Origin of the sequence: Aquabacterium sp. A7-Y, assembly GCF_026153205.1 — a bacterium.
Lineage (GTDB): Bacteria > Pseudomonadota > Gammaproteobacteria > Burkholderiales > Burkholderiaceae_C > Caldimonas.
The window spans coordinates 1-19,034 of sequence record NZ_JAPFBW010000033.1; the positions used below are offsets into that span (position 1 = coordinate 1).

The 19,034-nt window shown below is 63.1% G+C and carries 19 protein-coding genes; 9 read left to right on the top strand and 10 right to left on the bottom strand.

Features of this window, described 5'->3' with window-relative positions; genetic code table 11:
- The first annotated feature begins 437 nt into the window (after positions 1–437).
- Both OOT46_RS24325 and OOT46_RS24330 read left to right on the top strand, forming a co-directional pair.
- A complete protein-coding gene (locus OOT46_RS24325; protein WP_265406221.1) occupies positions 438–1,067 on the top strand; it encodes an SMI1/KNR4 family protein in 630 nt (209 codons plus the stop codon).
- A gap of 404 nt (positions 1,068–1,471) precedes the next feature.
- Positions 1,472–2,404 carry a thioesterase domain-containing protein gene (locus OOT46_RS24330; protein ID WP_265406222.1) on the top strand — a complete coding sequence of 311 codons (933 nt, stop codon included), beginning with the start codon at positions 1,472–1,474 and terminating at the stop codon, positions 2,402–2,404.
- Between the two features lie 426 nt (positions 2,405–2,830).
- Here OOT46_RS24330 and OOT46_RS24335 read toward each other — a convergent pair whose 3' ends face one another.
- Positions 2,831–3,208, bottom strand: a complete 378-nt coding sequence (locus OOT46_RS24335) for a hypothetical protein (RefSeq protein WP_265406223.1) — start codon at positions 3,206–3,208, stop codon at positions 2,831–2,833.
- Positions 3,208–3,474 carry a hypothetical protein gene (locus tag OOT46_RS24340; protein WP_265406224.1) on the bottom strand — a complete coding sequence of 89 codons (267 nt, stop codon included), beginning with the start codon at positions 3,472–3,474 and terminating at the stop codon, positions 3,208–3,210. The genes OOT46_RS24335 and OOT46_RS24340 overlap by 1 nt, the downstream gene beginning before the upstream one ends.
- A 196-nt stretch (positions 3,475–3,670) precedes the next feature.
- Here OOT46_RS24340 and tnpA point away from each other — a divergent pair, with 196 nt between their 5' ends.
- From tnpA to OOT46_RS24365, 5 genes are all read left to right on the top strand, one after another.
- Positions 3,671–4,033: an IS66-like element accessory protein TnpA gene (tnpA, locus tag OOT46_RS24345; RefSeq protein WP_265406225.1), complete on the top strand. Its 363-nt coding sequence runs from the start codon at positions 3,671–3,673 to the stop codon at positions 4,031–4,033.
- Positions 4,030–4,371: an IS66 family insertion sequence element accessory protein TnpB gene (tnpB, locus tag OOT46_RS24350; protein ID WP_265406226.1), complete on the top strand. Its 342-nt coding sequence runs from the start codon at positions 4,030–4,032 to the stop codon at positions 4,369–4,371. The genes tnpA and tnpB overlap by 4 nt, the downstream gene beginning before the upstream one ends.
- Before the next feature lie 72 nt (positions 4,372–4,443).
- Entirely contained in the window at positions 4,444–5,799 is a 1,356-nt protein-coding gene (gene tnpC, locus OOT46_RS24355; RefSeq protein WP_265406227.1) for an IS66 family transposase, read from the top strand.
- Positions 5,772–5,939 carry a transposase domain-containing protein gene (locus tag OOT46_RS24360; RefSeq protein WP_265406297.1) on the top strand — a complete coding sequence of 56 codons (168 nt, stop codon included), beginning with the start codon at positions 5,772–5,774 and terminating at the stop codon, positions 5,937–5,939. The genes tnpC and OOT46_RS24360 overlap by 28 nt, the downstream gene beginning before the upstream one ends.
- A gap of 17 nt (positions 5,940–5,956) precedes the next feature.
- Positions 5,957–6,412: a hypothetical protein gene (locus OOT46_RS24365; RefSeq protein WP_265406228.1), complete on the top strand. Its 456-nt coding sequence runs from the start codon at positions 5,957–5,959 to the stop codon at positions 6,410–6,412.
- A 521-nt stretch (positions 6,413–6,933) separates the two neighbouring features.
- Here OOT46_RS24365 and OOT46_RS24370 read toward each other — a convergent pair.
- A complete protein-coding gene (locus OOT46_RS24370) occupies positions 6,934–8,952 on the bottom strand; it encodes a PEP-CTERM sorting domain-containing protein (RefSeq protein WP_265406229.1) in 2,019 nt (672 codons plus the stop codon).
- A gap of 895 nt (positions 8,953–9,847) precedes the next feature.
- Positions 9,848–10,132, bottom strand: coding sequence for a hypothetical protein (locus OOT46_RS24375; protein WP_265406230.1), 285 nt, complete (start codon positions 10,130–10,132; stop codon positions 9,848–9,850).
- A gap of 198 nt (positions 10,133–10,330) precedes the next feature.
- Here OOT46_RS24375 and OOT46_RS31030 point away from each other — a divergent pair, with 198 nt between their 5' ends.
- Positions 10,331–10,960 carry a hypothetical protein gene (locus OOT46_RS31030; protein ID WP_416136251.1) on the top strand — a complete coding sequence of 210 codons (630 nt, stop codon included), beginning with the start codon at positions 10,331–10,333 and terminating at the stop codon, positions 10,958–10,960.
- Positions 10,961–11,026: 66 nt separating this feature from the next.
- On the opposite strand, the gene OOT46_RS24385 is transcribed toward OOT46_RS31030, so the two are convergent.
- Positions 11,027–11,632, bottom strand: coding sequence for a fascin domain-containing protein (locus OOT46_RS24385; RefSeq protein ID WP_265406232.1), 606 nt, complete (start codon positions 11,630–11,632; stop codon positions 11,027–11,029).
- Positions 11,633–12,025: 393 nt separating this feature from the next.
- Here OOT46_RS24385 and OOT46_RS24390 point away from each other — a divergent pair, with 393 nt between their 5' ends.
- A complete protein-coding gene (locus OOT46_RS24390; RefSeq protein ID WP_265406233.1) occupies positions 12,026–12,220 on the top strand; it encodes a hypothetical protein in 195 nt (64 codons plus the stop codon).
- Between the two features lie 530 nt (positions 12,221–12,750).
- On the opposite strand, the gene OOT46_RS24395 is transcribed toward OOT46_RS24390, so the two are convergent.
- The 5 genes from OOT46_RS24395 to OOT46_RS24415 all read right to left on the bottom strand — a co-directional run bounded on the left by OOT46_RS24395 (position 12,751) and on the right by OOT46_RS24415 (position 18,921).
- Positions 12,751–14,142: a polysaccharide deacetylase family protein gene (locus OOT46_RS24395; RefSeq protein WP_265406234.1), complete on the bottom strand. Its 1,392-nt coding sequence runs from the start codon at positions 14,140–14,142 to the stop codon at positions 12,751–12,753.
- A gap of 4 nt (positions 14,143–14,146) precedes the next feature.
- The gene (locus tag OOT46_RS24400) at positions 14,147–14,305 is read right to left on the bottom strand and encodes a hypothetical protein (RefSeq protein WP_265406235.1); all 159 of its coding nucleotides are present in this window, start codon (positions 14,303–14,305) and stop codon (positions 14,147–14,149) included.
- A gap of 219 nt (positions 14,306–14,524) precedes the next feature.
- A complete protein-coding gene (locus OOT46_RS24405) occupies positions 14,525–14,872 on the bottom strand; it encodes a putative quinol monooxygenase (protein ID WP_265406298.1) in 348 nt (115 codons plus the stop codon).
- A 124-nt stretch (positions 14,873–14,996) separates the two neighbouring features.
- Positions 14,997–17,513 carry a PEP-CTERM sorting domain-containing protein gene (locus tag OOT46_RS24410; RefSeq protein ID WP_265406236.1) on the bottom strand — a complete coding sequence of 839 codons (2,517 nt, stop codon included), beginning with the start codon at positions 17,511–17,513 and terminating at the stop codon, positions 14,997–14,999.
- Positions 17,514–17,799: 286 nt separating this feature from the next.
- Complete coding sequence (locus OOT46_RS24415) at positions 17,800–18,921, bottom strand: homoserine O-acetyltransferase family protein (protein WP_265406237.1); 1,122 nt, start codon at positions 18,919–18,921, stop codon at positions 17,800–17,802.
- Between the last annotated feature and the right edge of the window lie 113 nt (positions 18,922–19,034).

Below are 19,034 nucleotides of genomic sequence, written 5' to 3' on the forward strand. Positions count from 1 at the left end.
GCGCGCCAACGCCATCCAGCTGGACTTCAAAAAGGGGGGCGCGGCCGAAAAGGAACGCTCTTCGCTGCAGGCCTTCAAGGCACACAGGGGTTGCTGCCGACTGACCGTCCCCGAAGTGCGGCGTCTTCTTGTGGCGCTGCTGCGCCTTCCTGCGCCACCACCTGCACACGCTCTCGCTTGGTCGTACTGGCGCCGACACCATCAGGCTCGTGCTAAAGCCTGCCACTGGCGTCGAAGTCGTCGCAAGAGACTACGACTATAGTACTAGACCTTTCCTTTGCCGATAAACAGACGGTTCGGCCCGGCAAACTTCCGGTTAAACGTGATGGCGATCCGTTCTGGGTGTACGTCTTTTAGAAACTAAACTTAAAGCGGCGGCGGCGCTTTGCAAAAGTGCGTAGGGCTGTGGCAGCCGATCAAACCTTAAGGGGTCCTTGATGGAAGAACTGTGGATACGGTTGGAATCGTTGCTGCAGAGCCATGCGCCGGAGGTGTTTGCATCCCTCAACCCTCCTGCCACTGTTGAAGAGATCCGTCAAACGGAACAAGTATTGGGTTTTTCTTTTCCCGATGATGTTCGAGTGGCCTACCTGCGTCACAACGGTGCTGCGGATCAGACGATCGAGAGGGGCCCCCGATTTTTTTACCTTGGAGGGTGGTGCTGCTTGGAGCGAATGGTGGGCAATTGGCGCTCGAAATGCGAGGTTGCGGATAACCTGAAGAAGGATCCGGATGGGATGGAGAGCTTTCCCGAGGAAGACGAATCGTGGTCCGAGTATGAGGTGAGGCCGCAATGGTGGAACCCGCATCGCATTCCCGTGTGTTTGACCAACACCGTGAGCGCCTTGTACGTCGACATGCAGCCGGGGCCGGCGGGCGTGCGCGGTCAGCTGTTAAAGGACGCCGGCATGAATGAAGCGATAGTGATCGCGAGAAGCCTTAACGAGTACCTCACCACGATGGCTGATCGCCTGGAACAAGGGTTGATGGCATGGGACGTGGACAAGGAGTGGATGAACGCCGCCACCAAAACGAGCATCATCGAATGGAAGAGCATGTGGGGGTAGGTAGTCGGTCCTGAACAACTCGCTTTCAGACGGTGGTCGGCAATGAAGCCGGGGATGCACAGCCGTTGACGCAGACACGGGACGGTGTGCGCGCCATACCGGGAGCACAGCACATCCCGAGCCACGGAGGCGCCGCCACGTCCACATCCTGGCTGAAGAATACTCAACGCGTTCATCCCAACCTTACCCGCATCGATCAGTCGGCGCCAGTAAACACGCTCCCTTGGTGCATGTAAGACCGCTTCCTATGGAACAGCGTGCCTCCCAAACAGCTCCAAAGTCGTGAAAGCATGGACACCCAACGCATCATCCATTGACAAGTTCTACTTTCTGTGAGTGGAACTTCACAGTGGAGGGTATCGTCAAAACGCTGAATCCTAGAACCGGGGCCGAACTACGCAATGATGGACACGAAGCACCCCTCGAATCAGCTTTCTGAATTTATCCTGCAGCGCTTCCGCATGGTGACGTACAGATGGTCGGGCTCCCGTCCATTCCCTGGCGCGCTGATGCTGCAAACCACTGCATCGAGCACCTCCTGTCGCATGTTCTGGTGTGCGCCCGGCAGCGTCCAAAGACCTGATCTCGAGGGGGGATGGCCCGACATAGAGCTTTATCACCTGCGCTCGTACTATGCCATTCTCGACTCCACGGCAAGTAATATTCGCGCTCTCGCTGCCCACTATGTGCAGGAGATCCGCCGCGTGCAGCCCCAGGGCCCCTACCTGCTCGGCGGCTATTGTGAAGGCGCGCGTCTGGCCTTCGAGATAGCAAAGCAGCTCACGACACGCGATGCACAGGTGCCGATACTGGCTCTGGTAGAACTGGATCTGCCACAACAGGACTGGGCATTGCCGGTGGTTAGGCTGTACTTTCGCTATCTGCAGAGGGTCAGATATCACGCAGCGCAGTTGTCGGCCTTGTCCGCTCTGCGGCGGATCGTCTATGTCATCGCATGGATCCGGCGATGCTGTGGGCGCCTTGCCCCGCATGCCAATCCCGCCCGCTACCTCCGGCTTGCAAACAGCGACCGCACCATCCGGTCGAGTCCAGTCTCGGTGAGCGCAGAGGACGCGCACGTTCTTGAACCTCTCAAAACCAGGGCGCTGATGCTTTATGTTCGCGGAGGTATCAATGGCTTTTACAGACTCAAAAGGTTCCAGAAGGCATGGCGGCATCTGTGCATGGGCGGTGAGACGGTTCGGATGATCGATGGCGAAGCACACGGGACGCCAAGTTGGCGGGAAGTCGCGCATCAGGTTGGGGATTTTTTGGGACGGCTCGGATACCTCCGGACCCGAGGCAAGGGTGAATCCCTCGCGTCAGTTCGAGCCTGAGATGCGGCAAGCGCCCTCAGGGGCCAGTCGTCCAGAACCTGCTCGATGGCCCCCCGAAGGACCTCGTCGGACGGCTCGCGCAGTTGCTGCCACTCGGTGTCAGGAGCTTTGTAGAAGGTGCTGCGAGGCAGCTCATGGCGCGGCATCCTTCGACGACGGAGATGTCAGCGGGCCGGAGGTGATCACACCTTCTCGCTGATGCCGCCGACGGCTGTGCCGGCGCTCGGTTGTCATTGGTGCTTCTCCTCACACCCCGACAAGCCTATGTCAAGTCAGCCGATCCCACCTGTCCACCTCGAGCGATTCGCTCCACGCCTGGCGATTATTTGGAAGACCACTGACACCGTGAACCACACACTGCCCTTCCGGCTCTTTCAAGCGAGAGTGGACGCTCGGGTGTCCGATCCCGGCCGGCTGCTGTCCCGATCAATGCGCAAATGAAAAGCGCACGAGTGCCAGTGTCAGGGCGAATAGATACCCATAGGCAAACCGGTCGATGCGCAAGACGGCGTGCCCTCGACGAGCGCGCCAGGCCCCAAGGGCAGACATCAGCCCCCCAACCGCGAAGGGTGTGATGACGAGATTGGCGATGCGCATGGCCTCGCCGTGGACAAAATGTGAGGGAAAGACGAGCAGGCTGAGGCCGCCTGCTGCCGTGCCGAAGATCGTATAGCCGAGCGCAGCCAGCCATGGGTTCGGTGGTTTACGGAAGGGCTCAGTCAGCGAATGGAGCCCCAGCTCGGCCAGCGCTTCGAAAAGGCACTGGAGCAAGAACTCTCCGACAACTTCGAACAAGAACTCCATCAGGCGATGCCGAGCGAGTCAGGATGGCGTAGTGTGGCAGAGTCGTCGCTCGGATCACCCCGTCCACTGCACGCATTGAGTTCTCGCAGGACTCGGATGGCAAGCGCTCCATGGCCCGCCCCAATGCCGCGGTTGTGTTCGCTGCAGTTCTGCTCATGGGTCACGTCAGTCCACATCTGGACGGACTTCACGATATGGTGTGCCTCGTCCGTGTCGATCTCGAAAGCAATAAATCTTTCGTCTTGAGTGAGCAACAGTCCGGCCATTGGGTAGGGCATCGACGGATAGCCGACATCGAGGCCGATGAGGATCGATCTCTCCCAGTGGACCCCGCGTGCCTGTCCGCACTCTTGCAAGGCTGCGGGAATACGGTGCTCAGTAAGCGGCCAGCGATCCCATCTTGAAGGGAGGAGGCTGGAAGGGTGAGGATGGCGTCCACCTATTTTTCGGAAGTGGACACCTATGCAATCCAAGCCGACGACACGGCGGCGTCACAACCGGGAGCTGAAGGCGGTGGTACTGGCGGCCTGCGAGGAGCCAGGCGCCTCGGTCGCTGCGGTGGCTCAGGCTCATGGCTTGAACGCTAATCTCGTGCACAAATGGCGCAGGCAGCGGGCTGGGGCGACGGTCACGACGCCGCAGCAGGACGCCACTCCCGCAGCGCCCGAGTTCATCGCGCTGCAGATACCGACGCCGGAGACGCGGCCCGCGCCGGTGCCTGATATCCGGATCGAGCTGCGCCGCGGGGCGGTATCAATGGCCATCGTCTGGCCGGGCGCCGCTGCGGGCGACTGCGCTATGTGGCTGCGGGAGTGGTTGAAGTGATCCGCATCGATGCGCTGTGGCTGGCGAGCGAACCGGTGGACATGCGTGCCGGCGCCGACCGACTGCTGTCGCGGGTCGTGCAGGTCTTCGGAGCTGCTCAGGCCCATCACGGCTATCTGTTCACCAACGACCGGGCGAATCGGCTGAAGCTGCTGGTCCACGACGGTTTCGGTGTGTGGTGCGCAGCCCGACGGCTGAACAACGGGAGCTTCGTCTGGACGCGCGATGGCGGAGGCAGCGCCGTACCGCTACAGCTGACACGGGAGCAGTTCCAGGCGTTGGTCGTCGGGCTGCCTTGGCAGTGCCTGGAACAACTGCGCATCATCACGCGGGTGTGAGGCGCACCGAGCGAGGCGAGCCGCAGTTCTCGATCTTGCGCCTTCCCGGCAGGGTCCTCACAATTGCCGCCCATGCTCGATCCGCACCTGCTCAAGCCCGAAGACCTGCAGGGTCTGGACGCCGAAGCGGCGAAGCAGCTTGCCCGCGTGATGCTCGAGCGCATCGCCAGCATGACCGCGCAGATCAATGATCACGCCAAGCACCTGGACGAACGCGATCGCCAGATCGCTGAGCGCGACGCGCTGATCAAGTACAAGGACGTCAAGCTGCAGAAGTTGACCTTCGAGCTGGCGCGCTACAAGGCGTGGAAGTTCGGCGCGAAGACCGAGGCGATGACAGCCGAGCAGCGCCGGCTGTTCGAGGAGACCGCCGCTGAAGACGAGGCGGACCTGCAGGCACAGGCCGAGGCGCTCGGGGCCGCCTCGCCGCCGGAGGCGGACGCGGGCAGCCAGCGCCGTCCGCGCCGGCAACCGCTGCCCGAGCACCTGCGCCGCGTCGAGCACCACCATGAGCCCGAGGACACAAGTTGCCCGAACGAGGGCTGCGGCCGCCCGATGGTGCGCATCGGCGAGGATGTCAGCGAGCGGCTGGACATCGTGCCGGCCGAGTTCTTCGTGCACCGGCACGTCCGCGGCAAGTGGGCCTGCAAGTGTTGCCGGACGCTCGTGCAGGAGCCGGTCGCGCCGCAGGTCATCGACAAGGGGATGCCCGCGCCGGGGCTGGTGGCCCACACGATGGTCAGCCGCTTCGTCGACCACATGCCGTATTACCGCCAGGAAGCGGTCAACGCCCGCTCGGGCGTTCACACCCCTCGTTCCACACTGGCGGCCTGGTCGGGCGCCGGCGCGGCCGAGCTGCAACCGCTGTTCGAGGCACACAAGGCCTTCGTGCTGGCCTGCCCCGTCCTGCACGCCGACGAGACCCCGGTGGCGATGCTGGACCCCGGCGCCGGCAAGACGCGGCGCACTTACATCTGGGGCTACGCCAAGAGCGAGTACGACCCGCACCCGGGCGTCGTCTACGACTTCTGCCTCGGTCGTGGCGGCAAGTACCCGATGGCGTTCCTCAACGACTGGCGCGGCACCCTGGTGTGCGACGACTACAAGGGCTACGAGACGCTGTTCAAGCTCCCGGGCAGGACCGAGGCCGGCTGCCTGGTGCACGCGCGGCGCAAGTTCAACGAGTTGATGAGGCACGGCCACAGCGAGGTGGCCGCCGAGGCGGTCCGTCGCCTGGCCTGGATCTTCAAGCTCGAGAAGGACGCCCGGGATGGCAGCGCCCAGGATCGGCTGACGATCCGACAGAGCCAGACGCGGTTGCACTGGGACGAGTTGCACGCCTGGCCCTGCTCCGGCCCTGGGCAATGGAGCGCAAGGCATGGCTGTTCGCGGGCAGCGAGATGGCCGGTCAGCGCGAGGCCGTCGTGAGGAGTCTCGTGCAGTCGGCCAGGCTGAACGGGAACGACCCGTCGGCGTATCTCAAGGACGTCCCCACCCGACTGCCGACGCATCTGAATCGTCATATCGACGAGCTGCTTTCGCATCGCTGGCAAACTGCCGGGCACTGACGCCTACACCCCTGTCTATGCAGTCCATTGAAGCAAAAGCCCTCTCGCTGGCCCTCGAGGTAGGAGTGGTCTCCGTAGGAGACGTACATGCGTGGGCGGACCGACGCATTCGGTCTGCCGAGAAGCCCGACTTCAAGCTCATCGAATTAAGTACCGAACCCGACTCTGCCGGGTGCCTGTCGCTACTCCACGAACTCGCGGCGGACGGCGACAAGGCGATCGTTGCCACGCTAGCGCTCAGGCACCTGGCTATTGCGTATGCAGCGAAGCGCGTGTCGCCTCGGACTGCGGCAACGATGGTCTCTCGCCTGTTGGATGAAGGCTACATACCCGACGACGACGCTGCACGCCAAATGGCGTGGTTCACCGAGGACCTGGCCTTGATTGATGTCAAAGAATACTCACCGGAGCTTGAGTCTCGAATCCTCGGGGACTTCACCGTCTTCCTTGCTAGATTCAATTATGCGTCCTGAGATGCCCGGACGTTTACCAACGTTCGGCTGTCCAGCGAGATGTTCGAGCAGTCCGTAAGCGTACCGTCTGCACCGCGTTGCACTGAAGGCCGTGGCAAGCCAGCATGTGTCCGTTATGTTGGACTGCGGACACACCCCTGAATGGACTGGCCCGACGGTTGAGCGAGTGATGAGCAACGGCATCGGGCGAGCAAGCACCAGCCCGACCAGGGCCAGAGCCTGACTCAATCGCATCGAGTTGGCTGCCGCGTGGCGGGACAAGTTCGGAATGTCAATGAAGAGCTGCCGTATCGTCTGCTCCCCCTCATAGCAAACATGCTGGGCGAATGCGGCTAGTTGTAAGGCGTCTGCAAGGCGCTGGCGGTCCGCTTCTCGACGCACGGACCGGTACTGCACGAACGGGATCAAGAACGCAGCGCCAATCGCCACGATCGACCCTCAGGCCTGAACCCACGAGGCGCAACTGCCTTCCGAGACACCGGGGACGAAAAAGCAGGTCTGCCACAGAACGAAGGCCATAACTACCTGCCCCGGGTCGGCCGGACGGCGGGTCGCCTTGCGGCGAAGGCAGCACCCAGGCCTGCCGCAAACAGCGCCCATGTCGCAGGCTCCGGCACCGGCGACAGCAGGAACGCGCGCGTCTCGGATGTGAACCGGTTCTCGGCGCTTCCCACGATCCAGCCGCTGTCATTGATGTCCCGAGCAAACTCGAGCCGCCAGCCCGCGTCCCTAAGGCTCTCGTCAAGGAATTGGTTCAAGTCGATGAGGGCCCCGCGGTGCCACGTCACCGCGTGCCAGCCGTCGAGCTCGGTGCTGCTGATGCCCAGGACTTGGCCTGTATTGTTGATGGCGTACGCGACGCTGGACCCGCCGTCCAGGCTGCCAAGATCAGCCGCAACTCCGTCGATCCACAAGGCGGCATGGTGCACCATGTTGCCCGCCAGCCAGCTCTCCCCCACCACTTGGCCAACATCATTGATGTCATTGGCCCGGCCGCCACCCCCTCCCAGCGTTCCAAGTTCAGTGACGGAGTTTCCGTCCCAGAGGGCAGCGGCGGTCGTTCCATCTGGCAGGGAGCTTGAGCCGACCACCTGTCCGGCCTCGTTGATCGCGGTCGCCTCCGCGAATGACCCTCCTAGCGTTCCGAGAACCCTGGGCCCGCGGTCATCCCACAGCGTAGCGCGCATGACGTAGCCGATCCAGGTATATCCGACGACCTTCCCCGTGTTGCTGATGTCCCGTGCGGTCGAGGTGTCGTCAGACGGCGACTGAAGGCGGGTCTTCTTGCTGCCGTGCCAAACCGTAGGGTAAGGTCCTTCCTCCCCGACAATCTGGCCGGCATCATTGATGTCCCTTCCAGTGCTGTCCATCCGGCTCAACTGTGTCGGAGTGCCGGCATTCCAGAGGGTGGCGTATCCGTCAGAGGGGAAGCTGCCCCCACTCCAACTCTCCCCCACCACCCACCCAGCGTTGTTGATGCCGAGCGCCACGCTCTCGTCGGTCCCGGGCAACTGCGGGAGGAAGGTGACCGAGGGCAAGCGGCCTCCGGCGGTAGACGTAGTGCACCAGCAGCTTGCAGCGAGCAGCAAGAGCAAGAGAAGGGGCCTCGGTGCCCGCCCCAGCGCAGGTATCGGCTCGCCGGGTCTCGCTCGCACAGGCGCCAGCCCGACGAACATCTCGGTGGCATCCCGCTGTTGCGGCGCGGCTCGCGCGCACGAGACCGGTGCCTCGCACGGCGCAGGCGCAGCCGTCGCCCCTGCCTGCGAGGCGCTCTTCCGATCGGCTGGGCTGTGGCTCACGCCGCTCACATCACAGAAGGTCGAGACGCAAGAAGCAGCGAGGCGTGCGGCCGCGACAGCGACGATGCCCGCTAGCAACAGCAGCCACGCGGCCGGCTCCGGAACGGGGGACAGCAGGAAAGCTCGGTTTTCCACGGTGAACAGGTTTTCAGCGACACCCACTATCCATCCGGCATCATTGATCTCCTGGGCGGCCGTGAGCCGCCAACCCGCCTTGTGGCGGCTCTCGTCGAGAAAGCCGTTCAGGTCAATGATGGTTCCGCGGTGCCACATGACGGCGTGGAAAGCCTCTCGTCTTGTGCTGGCGGATCCGACGATCTGGCCCAGGTTGTTGATCCCGGCGGCGTTGCTGCTGGTGCCATCCAGGCTCCCAAGGTCGGTGGGCTGGGTGCCCTCCCACAGCGTCGCATGGCGGTCCATATCGCCGGGCAGCCAACTGTGCCCGACGACCTGGCCGACATCATTGATGTCATTTGCCCAGCCGCTGCGTCCGCCGAGGGTCGGCAGGTCCCTGATCCCGCCGCCCTCCCACAAGGTGGCCCTGGTGCCGCCTTCTGGACCCCGCAGTTTCCTGCCGCCCACGATCTGACCCGCCTCATTGATCGACGACGCCGAACCGGAAGGTCCGTCCAATGTGCCGAGGTCCCTGATGTGGCCGTCCTTCCATAGCGTGGGCCGGACGAAGTCGCCTTTGAAACTATCACCGACGACCTGCCCGGCATTGTTGAGATCAATGGCCATAGAGCCGCCTCTTCGATCGAGCCCCGGGAGCCGCGTCACCGCGCGCCCCGTCCAGAGCGCCGCGCGCCAGCCTAGACGTCCAACGGTCTGTCCCGAGTCATTGATCGCCAAGGCGAAGCTGTCGGTCGTGCTCAGACCGACGGGTGGAGCGGACCCGTTCCACCGGGTGGCGTACGAGTCGTAGACCACCGTGGGGGTCTCTCCCCAGCTTGCTCCAACAACCTCACCGCTTCGGTTGAGGTCGACCCCGGTGCTTTGAGCCGTTCCTGGCAAGGGGTCCAGAAACGTCACTACCGGCGCCAGATTTCCAGCGCTCGCACAGGCGGCCCACAGCGTGAAGGTTTGCAGCGTCACTGCGGCAACCCAATGTCGTGGCCCGCGTTGTCCTGGTGTTCGGTCTACATGCCGGGGGGAACGCGTGCTCATCAACAAGGCGGCGGCCGGTAGGACGCGGCGCAAGATCGCCGCCCTGAAGAGGGGAGCCGGCTGCGCCGGCCGGGCGACGTAGTGCCGCCTCGCTGTGTTCATTTGGTTCGCAGTGCCCATGAGCCTCCTCCAGCTGTGGCAGGCGGGGCGCGTGCGAGAAAGTTAGAGATGAGCTGCCTTTATAGCGGCTCGCTCCAGCGGTGCACTCTGGTCGAAGACACGGCTCCGGTCCCACCACTACACCATAGGCGGCCGACCGGGGGCAGTCCCCCCGCACATGCGGGGCTGAGGACGGACGGATGCGAGGCGACGGCATGGCGTTCGCTAGCCAAACAGGTCGGCGCTTGCACCGTCCGCCCTATGGAACTTCGATGGCGACGCAGGGCAGCCAGCGGGCTCAGTATCTCCAACAGGCCTGCAGTTGCCTAAACTGGGGGCATGTAACGGCGCGTGCCATCCCCGAGCAGCGTCAGCCGCCAAAGACGATGTCGCGGGCCTCGAGCAGAGCAGCCGTACTCGTCGTCATGTGGGCGACCTCCAGTGTGTCGCCTCCCTGCGCCGTCGTTGGGTTGTACCAAATCAGGCCGGTCCGGGTGTCGACATACAGGCCGCTGCGGTCTTCGGCGCCCTGTCCCGTGCGACCCGGGCCTTGGTGGAAGGTACTGGGCGCCAAGCCGTCCCGACCAAAGGACAGACCCGCGATGCCGTGCTCTATGCGCGCGGGCGCCAGGTCGTCCAATTCCGCCAGCAGCACAAGGATGTCCTCCCCCCGGGGCTACGTCCGGCAGCCTGTCCGCCTGCCCCCCGATCACCGCACCGAACAGGAAGCGGTCTTGCCCACGGCCGCCGTGAACGACGTCCGCCCCCAGGCCACCGTCGAGCCAGTCATGGCCAGGCCCGCGTGCAGCGTGTCGCCCCCTTCTCGACCTTCGAGAACGTCGTTCCTGCCGTCGTGCTGGACGAACGCGGCCATCCGGACTTCGACCGCCTGCAGCGCCGGGCGCGCACCCGCTGGGAAGGCAGCGGGCACATCGTCTACTGCGTCTTCGACCTGACGATGGTGGCCGGCATCGACATCCGCCCGCGGCCGCTTGAAATGCGGCGCAGCATCCTGGAGCGGCTCTGGCCAGGGCCTGTCCCGCACCTGCTGCTCGTTCACGCTGTGCGCGGCCATGGCGAGGCCCTGTACCGGCAGGTGGTCGCCTTGGAGCTCGAGGGCATCGTCGCCAAACGGTGCGGTTCCCCGTACGTGCCGGGGAGATCGCGCGACTGGATCAAGTTCAAGCGACCGGGCGCGCCATGCCGCCGGAGCGGTTCCGGCATTCGGGATCCGGCAGCCAGTAGCGGCTCGGTCCGGCGTATTAAAGAAGCGCGGGCCGAACGCGGCGCCGCGACGCAGTGCGTGGCCCGCGCTGTCTCGCCGCCGGACGAACTCTCCTTCAAATTTCATTGTCCCTGTCCACTCGCTCCGCGAAGTACGGTGGGCCTTCCGCGCGACGCCGCGGTGAGGCGCGAGCCGCCGGCCGACGCGCGATGCGCTGCTCGATCTGTCCACACACTGATCGCTCGCCAAGGGAATTAGGTCCGGCCAGCGGAGCTGAGGGCCTTACATCGATCAGCGGCTCCCGTTCCCCGACCAGCGCCGCTGTCACCGCTGCGGGATTCGCTTAGGCGCGCCGCGTGCATGTGAACTGAGGAAACGAAGGTTGAACAGCTCCCAGGGCCCGACCTCGGTCGCTCGCGCCCGCAGCATCGCGCCTCGGTCACCGGTGAATCCATATTCGGCGGACACATATCGCCCGTTCGCGTTGGACTGGAGCGCGACGACTCCTCGCCCGTCCCTCCAATCGATTCGAAACAGCTCCCAGGGACCCACGTCTGTTGCCCGCGCTCGCAGCATGCCGTTGTCTTCTCCGGGATAGCCGATCTCGGCCGACACATAACCCCTGTTCACCAGAGCGCGGATGTAATAGAGGTTGTCGGGCCCCCGGTAGCAGAATTCGTATTCTTCCCACGGTCCCCAATGGGGCGACCGGGCACGCAGCATGTTCACATAGTCCCCGCCATAGGCGATCTCGGTCGAGATGTAGGCACCGTTGACCGCCGAGGTCCATTCGGCCGGCCAGCAATCCGGGAACTGCGCTTGCGCGGCGATCGGCAACGAGGCAGCGACCACCAGCGCCGCTCGTCGCAGAGACCGTTTGCATGTCTGCAAGCCGAGAATGCCGGCCTGGCGTCTGCGCATGTCGTTCATTGCGTCCTCCTGTTGGGCCCCACGCCACCGGAACCGGTGCTCTTTCGAGACCCTGTATCAACTTAGTCCAGGCGGGGGTCGGGAGGGCCGATGTCGTAACCCCTTGTCCTCGGTCTACGCAAGGGAGAACGGTCACAGGGCCGGGCGGAAGAACGCGTCGGGCAGGCGTGCGCCTGCGCGATCTTCTTCGAGACCCGAGCTGCAGCTATTCCTGGCGCTGACCTGGGGGACGATCAGTTGCCCCAGGTCGGCGTCCTAAACCATCTCATGGGGCGGCCGCGGCTGTACCCCGCCTTGCGGGCAGCGGCTGCAGGGGAATCCGCTGCAACGGGTCGAGGAGTTGCTGCCGCATCGCTGGCAAGCAGGTGCCGGGCGCTGCCATGCTCAGCGCTCATGAAGATCGACATCGACAAGCTCGACGAGGCCGAGCTGATAGAGCTGAACCGGCCGACCGCGGCGCGCCTGAAGCACCTGCGGAAAGCTCGCACGTGTCACCAGATGCTCAGCGTCAACGTCCGTGACCGGATGCGACTCCACCCGCCGGGGACACAATGCGGAGACAGGCATCATCGTCAAGTACCACCGTAAGGCCGTCACGGTCGTCACCGACGACCAGCACCACTGGAACGTCGCGCCAGTGTTCCGTAGCCGCGTGTTCAATGCAGAGTCAGCCGAGCCGAGCACCGCTCGAGTCATACCGCCGCCGACCAAGCCATAGCCTACTAGCACTCCGCGCGCAAGGTGGCTCGGCTAGCCGAATACGGTGCTCACGCCAGTAGACGGCTTCACGTCGGATTGAAGCTTGCGTGCAGGCGTTTTGCTGCCGAACGTTGAGCTGCTTCTGACGACGGTACATGGGAACGCAAGACAGGAGAAGGATGACCTCATCTATTGTGACAATTTCTGCGGCACGACCCGATCCCCGCTTCAGGCTGCTGCGGAGGTCGAGAGCGGCATCTCGGTCAGAGGCGGTCGCTTTCCGCGCGCTGAAGTCCGAAAATGCAATCCACCCATCCTCGGACCTCCATCATGCTCGATGTTCCTGTTATCGAACGGTTGGAAAGCCTAAGGCAGGGTCGCACGTCCGGGCTGTGGCCCTTGTGCAGAGGAGATGGAAATCAGCGATGGCCACGAAGGCCATTAGCGAACTGCTGGCCTGTCTGAACAAGCAACTTGCCCTCAGCCTGCTTTTCCGCGATGTACTCCGCAACCGACTCGATCACTGACGGCAGCTCAAACTCGAACCTCGCTGAGGGCGAGGTCGCATGATAGACAAGACTGGACACATTGCGACGATCAATGAGCGTGTCGATTGCCGACTTGATCGTCACTGCCGTGTCAGCAGTCCACGGACCAAGCTCTGGCATGGTCAGCTGGTTGTGCCTAGAAGTATCGAGCGTAAAGCCCAGCGGCGTTCGACTGGTGGGGCGCAACGGATCGTCGGTGGTGCGTGCCAGAACAATACCAAGCTGATCGCGCAGCGCATCCACCACAGACATGTCAGCGCGGCTTGAAATCCAGTACTGTCCGTTGGGATAGACAAAGTGCTTGTACCCCCACGGCGCCCCGATCACGTCGCGAACATAGGCTTGGTTCTCCGACACGTCGGCAACTGCGTCCTCTAGCGTCTTGAGCTGCACGCCTATTCGATTGGTGCTATGCACGCAGATTTCATGACCGCGCGCCATCGCGTCCAGATACTGCGAAAGGCTCATGTAGCCGCAGCAACCCACCCAATTTTTCGCCAGTGCAATGTTTACTTTCAGCCCATAGGTATCGAAGATTGGCAGCGCATGCGTGTAGAAGCTGGCATATGCGTCGTCCGCATAGACGAGCAGGCTCGGGACGGCCGATCTCTGCAAGACGGGATCGCCCATGTAGATCACCGATGCCGCCGGATAGTTGCGATTCACGAACCTGACACGGATCGAGTTGATCGTGTTGGTCCATGTGGGAGAGCCGCCAGAGGTCCATTCAGAAGGGCCGATGCTGATCAGGTGCCAGCCGTTGCGCTGCTTGTCGTTATGACCGCTCGGCCCAACACCCCACGCGGCTTGGTAGTAGTTATTAAAGGTCGTGTCCCCCATCGACAAGCGGATCTGGATGTTCTCGACCGCCGTGTAGTCCGGTATGTAGACGGGGACGAACAACGTCGGTGCGACTTTCTGTGCAACGTAAGGAGTCGGTAAGTCGAAGGTGAAATTGCACGTCCCGCCGTTGCCACCCTGCAGATTGCTCATCTGCAGGGTGTTGCGGCAGTTCCACTGCACGCACGAACTTATCGCGGAAGTCGAGGGGGGCATGGTGCCGGTGCCCACTACCGGCGCAGTGTTCGGCACGTCGAGGATCTTGTCGCCCGGCGTGCGCTCGTAATCGTCCCCCCAACGGCGGAGGCAGATGTTAAAGCCACCGCAACTGTCCCGCCCTGCAGCCGTCGCTACTTGAATCCTCCCGGGGAGGGAACTGACCGTAAAGCGGGCATCACCATCAGCCTCCTGTACGGTTGCCATGGTGTCAGTTCTCCACGTACAGAGCGGCCGTCGCGCGGGTGCCGCTGATGGCGGAGAGGTTGGTGCAGGTATGGTTCAGCGGGCGGTGAACCTTGCCCGAGTCACTGGCGGCCTCGGGTTCTATGGCGGTCTTGCCGGTGGGCAACTCTTGCGCTCTTGCCATGAGGATCTCGCATTTCTGCTTGGTGAGTTCGCCTGCAGTCTTGAGCCGGCCGGGTGAAATGCCAAGTCCTTCGGACGGCCAGGTTCGCGGGCACTCCGACATTCAGGGTGACACCGTCGCGCGATGCCGACGTCGGATTCAGGCCGGTCGGGGGCAGGCCGATGGGTGTGGAGCACACACGAGATGGCAGAGCCATCGCGCCGCCGCTCCAGCTTCGCTTTACTTCGTGTCAGGCAGCTTGGCTGCCAACACGTCGATCTTTTGGATGCTTGGAGGATGCTGCAGCATGTCGGGCGCCTTTGCCATCAGTGCGGCCGCAACCTTGCCGCTCAAATGAGCGTCTCGCTCCGACTCGCTGGGAAACGTATCGAAGATCGCGAATCGCGACTTGCTCAGCCTGACGGCGAACCAGTTGCTCGTGCCAGGTTCGTCGAGAACGACTGCCTTGCCCCCGATCATGAACTTCGCGACTTCATCTTCCTTCCCGTTCTTGGCATCCGAGGCGACCCACAGGGCCGTCTTGGCCTGGCTGTCTGCCGAATCGGCGGCTTGAGCTTGTGAGCTCATCAAGCCCGCGGCGCCGGCCACGGCAAGAGAGGCGGCAATGACCGCGGTCGTTACTTTGAGGGAGTTTATTGACAGCTCCGTGTGCGACTTGACACATTGAGATGTCCGTGCCGACCAAGGTGTTTCATGTGCAGCGCCTTCTCATGCGTTCTTGGACGCCGAGCAACGCCAGCCCGAGCAGCGCCAGGCACCAGGTGCCAGGCTCGGGCACCGCGGTCACCTTGAGGTCGACATAGTTCGGCGCGTAGGTTGCCGAGAGGTGGAACTCCGCAGGGTCGAGGTTGGACGTCAGAGAGGCGAAGCGGCCTTCGATGCTGCCGGTCGCAGTCAGAATGCGGAAGCTGCCGGTCGCGGGGTCGCCACCGAGAAAATCAATCAAGACGGCACCGCCAAGGTAGGCGCTGCCGATCACTCTGACCTGATCGAATGTCAGTCCGTCCTGGACATTCAGCAGCAGCCGATTCGTCTCCCCAAAGCTGGTCGCTCCGATGACGGTCGCCACGCCTGAGCGCGTGCGAGTGCCGGGGCCGACGCTGCCCTCGCTGAACGAGATGTAGCGTGCCTGGATGACGCCGTCCAGCCAGGTGAACGGCGCGGCATGCCCGGACTCCTGCAACTGAAAAAACAAGTCGCCGGCGCGGACCGAGCTGCCATCCGCCACCCACAACTCGCCGCGGTTAACGAGGGACAGAGTGGTCGTCAGGTTGGCACCGTGAAGGACTTCGATGCGGCCGGTGTTCGTCTGCAGCCGGGACAAGGCGTTCTCATCCCCCCCGAGCCACGGCGTGACGACACGGGCATCCGGGCCGTCGAGCACCAGCGTCGCGTTGTTGGCGACGATGCTCGGAGGCTGTATCGGATCGGGCCCGTCCGGCAGCTTGAAGACCAGGGTGCCGTTGCGGGCGACATAGCGGCCGCCCGTGAGTGTTGCTTCTTTCAACTGCTTCAGAGGTCCCCAGATCGACAGCCGAGAGCGCACCACTTCAAACGTGCCGTTGTTGTCGACCGGCCCGGCGAGGATGAGTGGTCCGGCGCCGGCCGACAGCACCGTACCCCGGTTCCCGAAGCGCGCTTGGATCACCGTCGTGCCTGCTCCCCACTTTTCGTAGCGGCCGCCGTTGGCAAAAGCACCGACAGCCAGCCGCGTTGGCCGACGGATCCAGGTGCCTTCGTACTCGAGCGTGCCTTGCGAGTTGTGGTCCTCGAATCGGGCCCCCTTGGCCACCCGTATGACACCGTTGCCGAAAATGCTGCCATCGCCATCCCACACGGCACGGTCCAGGAAGGTGAAGGTGGTGTTGATCTCCTTGCCCTGCGTGCGCGACGGCTGGCCGCCCCAGGTGGCCCAGTCGTTCGACAGGCGGACCAGGCCGGCGACCGTGACCGGGCCGCCTGCATCGAGGTACCCATCCTCCCAGTCCAGGCGCTCGACGCGCAGGCTGCCGGTCACGGCGAGCTGGGAGAAGTGGTGTTCCCAATCGGGAGCCTCGGCGCGGTAGGGACGGGGCTGCCCGATGCGCAGGTGACCGACGTCCAGGTCGCGCTCGATCGTCAGGCCCACCCCGTCGAGCACTTCAAAGCTGCCGCGGCCGCCGATGTCGACCTCCTTGCGGATGACGAAGTGGCCGGAGTGGACGGAACCGCCGCCGTAGGCGCCGCCCCGGAAGGTGAAGGTCCCTTCGTTGCGGATGGCGCCGCCGCTGAAGACCGACGCCAAGTCGGGGTGCGGCGGGCCGCCGTGCCGCCCGGCGTCGGAGACGACGACACGCCCGGCAGTGTCGACCTGCCATGTGCCGGCGCCCCCCACGCCGCCCTCCCCGGTATCCACGTCGATCGTTCCGCCGCGCAGGACATGCACCCTGCCGTCGTTGCCGAAGCCGCTCTGGTAGCCCACCAGCGACAGCTTCGCACCTGCGACGTTCAGTTCTCCCTCGTTGTACAAGCCTCCGTGGTTGGTCTTCAGCAGGAACTGCCCGCCTCGAAGGTCGAGCACAGCGCCGCGATCGATCCTGACACTCTTCATGTTGATGGTGGTCGAGCCCGTGCCCGTCTTCAGGTAGCGGCCCTGGACGCGCAGGTCGCCTTGCCCGCCGAGGGCGTTTTCGAAGGTGTGGTTCCCGGTGACCGTTTCATCCCGGAACACAGCTTCGGGTCCGATGGTGAACGACGACCAGCCGATGTCGATGGAGGAGGTCCCGTCCTCCCAGCGGGTGGGTCCATTGAGCCGGACCACGGCGCCATCGCCGACGTCCATTGAACCGGAGAGGGTCGCGGCGCCCCGGACGGTGAGTGCGACGTTGGCACTCCAGTGGTCGGGTGCCGGACGGAGCCCGCCTCCAGTCCACCTCAGCGTACCGGCGGTCAGCTCCGCGCGGCTGCCGAGGTGGCCTCCGGCCAGATCCAAATGTCCCAGCAAGGAGCCTGCGCCCTGCAGGTCCAGGGTGCCGCCCGCCAGTCGGAGGCTGCCGTCCCCGATCACCTGCGAGGCCCGGAAGCCACCGGCCCGCAGGACGGTCTGGCTGGACCCGAGCAGGGCACGCGTCTCGAAGGAGGCGGGCAGCCCTGCGGACCAGTTGTCGGCCAGGTCCCAGAAGGGCTCTCGGGGGCCAGCGCCTCCGGTCCAGAGGGTGTCTGCCGCCACGACGCACGGGGAGCAGGCAGCGAAGTAAACGAGGGTACCGACTGTGAGACAGCGGCGCGCTCGCGAAGCGTAGACGACAGCACGCGGGCCGAGGGAAAGCGAGGCAGGAACGGGGGTCATGGGGATCTCCGTTTGGCGCAGGGTGCCAACCCGAAAGGACGGCATCGCCCAACATTCGTCCCCCGATCCCGCGACGTCCATGGAAGTTTGAAACAGAGGCCGGGTGAGCAGCCCACCGACGGACGCGTCATTCACTGCTGGCGGCCGCGGCCACCACTTCTGACATTCAACGGCCAAGCTGCGCCAGAAACGCACGCAATTCACCAGCCCATTTCCTTGCATCGACAGCCGGCCCCAAATGGCCTTTGTCGGTTTTTAGTTCGAAATAGGATGCATCGACGAGGTTCGCTTTTAGCCTATTCATAACATCCCGCGCGATGGCTGGCGGAAATAATGTGTCTGTCGTCGCCAGCACATAAAAGACTTTAGCTTTGATTTTTCTGAAATCCCTCTCCGCATCATAAAAATCAGCCGCACGCCGCAGCACAATCAAAGAATTGGCATCGAAGGCACTGGCCCAGGTTGTTGCAATATCTTGGAGAGCTTTGATGCGCTCGTCTTTTCGGGGGTATTTGTCCATGAGGTGATTTTCGATGCCATATCTTTGAAGGGAAGACATACGGACATCGACCATGGTCTCAGCAACACCACCGTTGTCGTAATACCAGCCATCATTCCAATGACTGTCTCGCCTGAACTGATCGATCAAGCGAATTACACCGCTGTCATTCCCAATCCCCTTGGGAGAAGATGCCGCAACGATGATCCCGTCCATCATCGCGGGATAAGCAACCGCCCACTGAAACGCTATATATCCGCCATAAGACCAACCAGCAATTGCTACCAGGTGATGGATTTCGAGCGCCTGGAGAAGAGCGCGTTGCGCATCAACGATGTCAAGCATCGATATTTCAGGAAACGATGGGCCATAAGGTCGATTCGTGTCCGCATCAATACTTGCCGGGCCCGTCGTGCCATAAGACGAACCAAGCATATTTGAAGCAATCACGAAGAACTTGTCGGTATCAATCGCCCTGCCCGGGCCGATCAGATGGTCCCACCAACCCGGTTCATCTTCCTCAACGCCAGGCGGCGCATTTCCAGGAGCGTAGATTCCTGCTGCGTGTTGACTTCCCATGTACCCATGGCACACGAGTATCGCATTGGTTTTCTCTGGCGACAGATTGCCGTAGGTCTCATACGCAACCCTCAACTTGGATATAGTTTTGCCATTCCGCAGAACGAAATTTTCAACGTCAATGAACTGCCTCTTTACATCCCTGATGCTTACATCATGATCGATAGATCCCAAGGTAGATCCGGCTCCGGGGGTTACTAGAATAGTCATGGTAGCTCCGATTGCCTCGTTGAAAAGCCGCCTGCTTGCCATGGTGAAGCTCTCGCCTTCAGTCGGCCAATTGATTGTGCATTGAACAGTCTGTTTGGGCTGAAGGGTGTTCA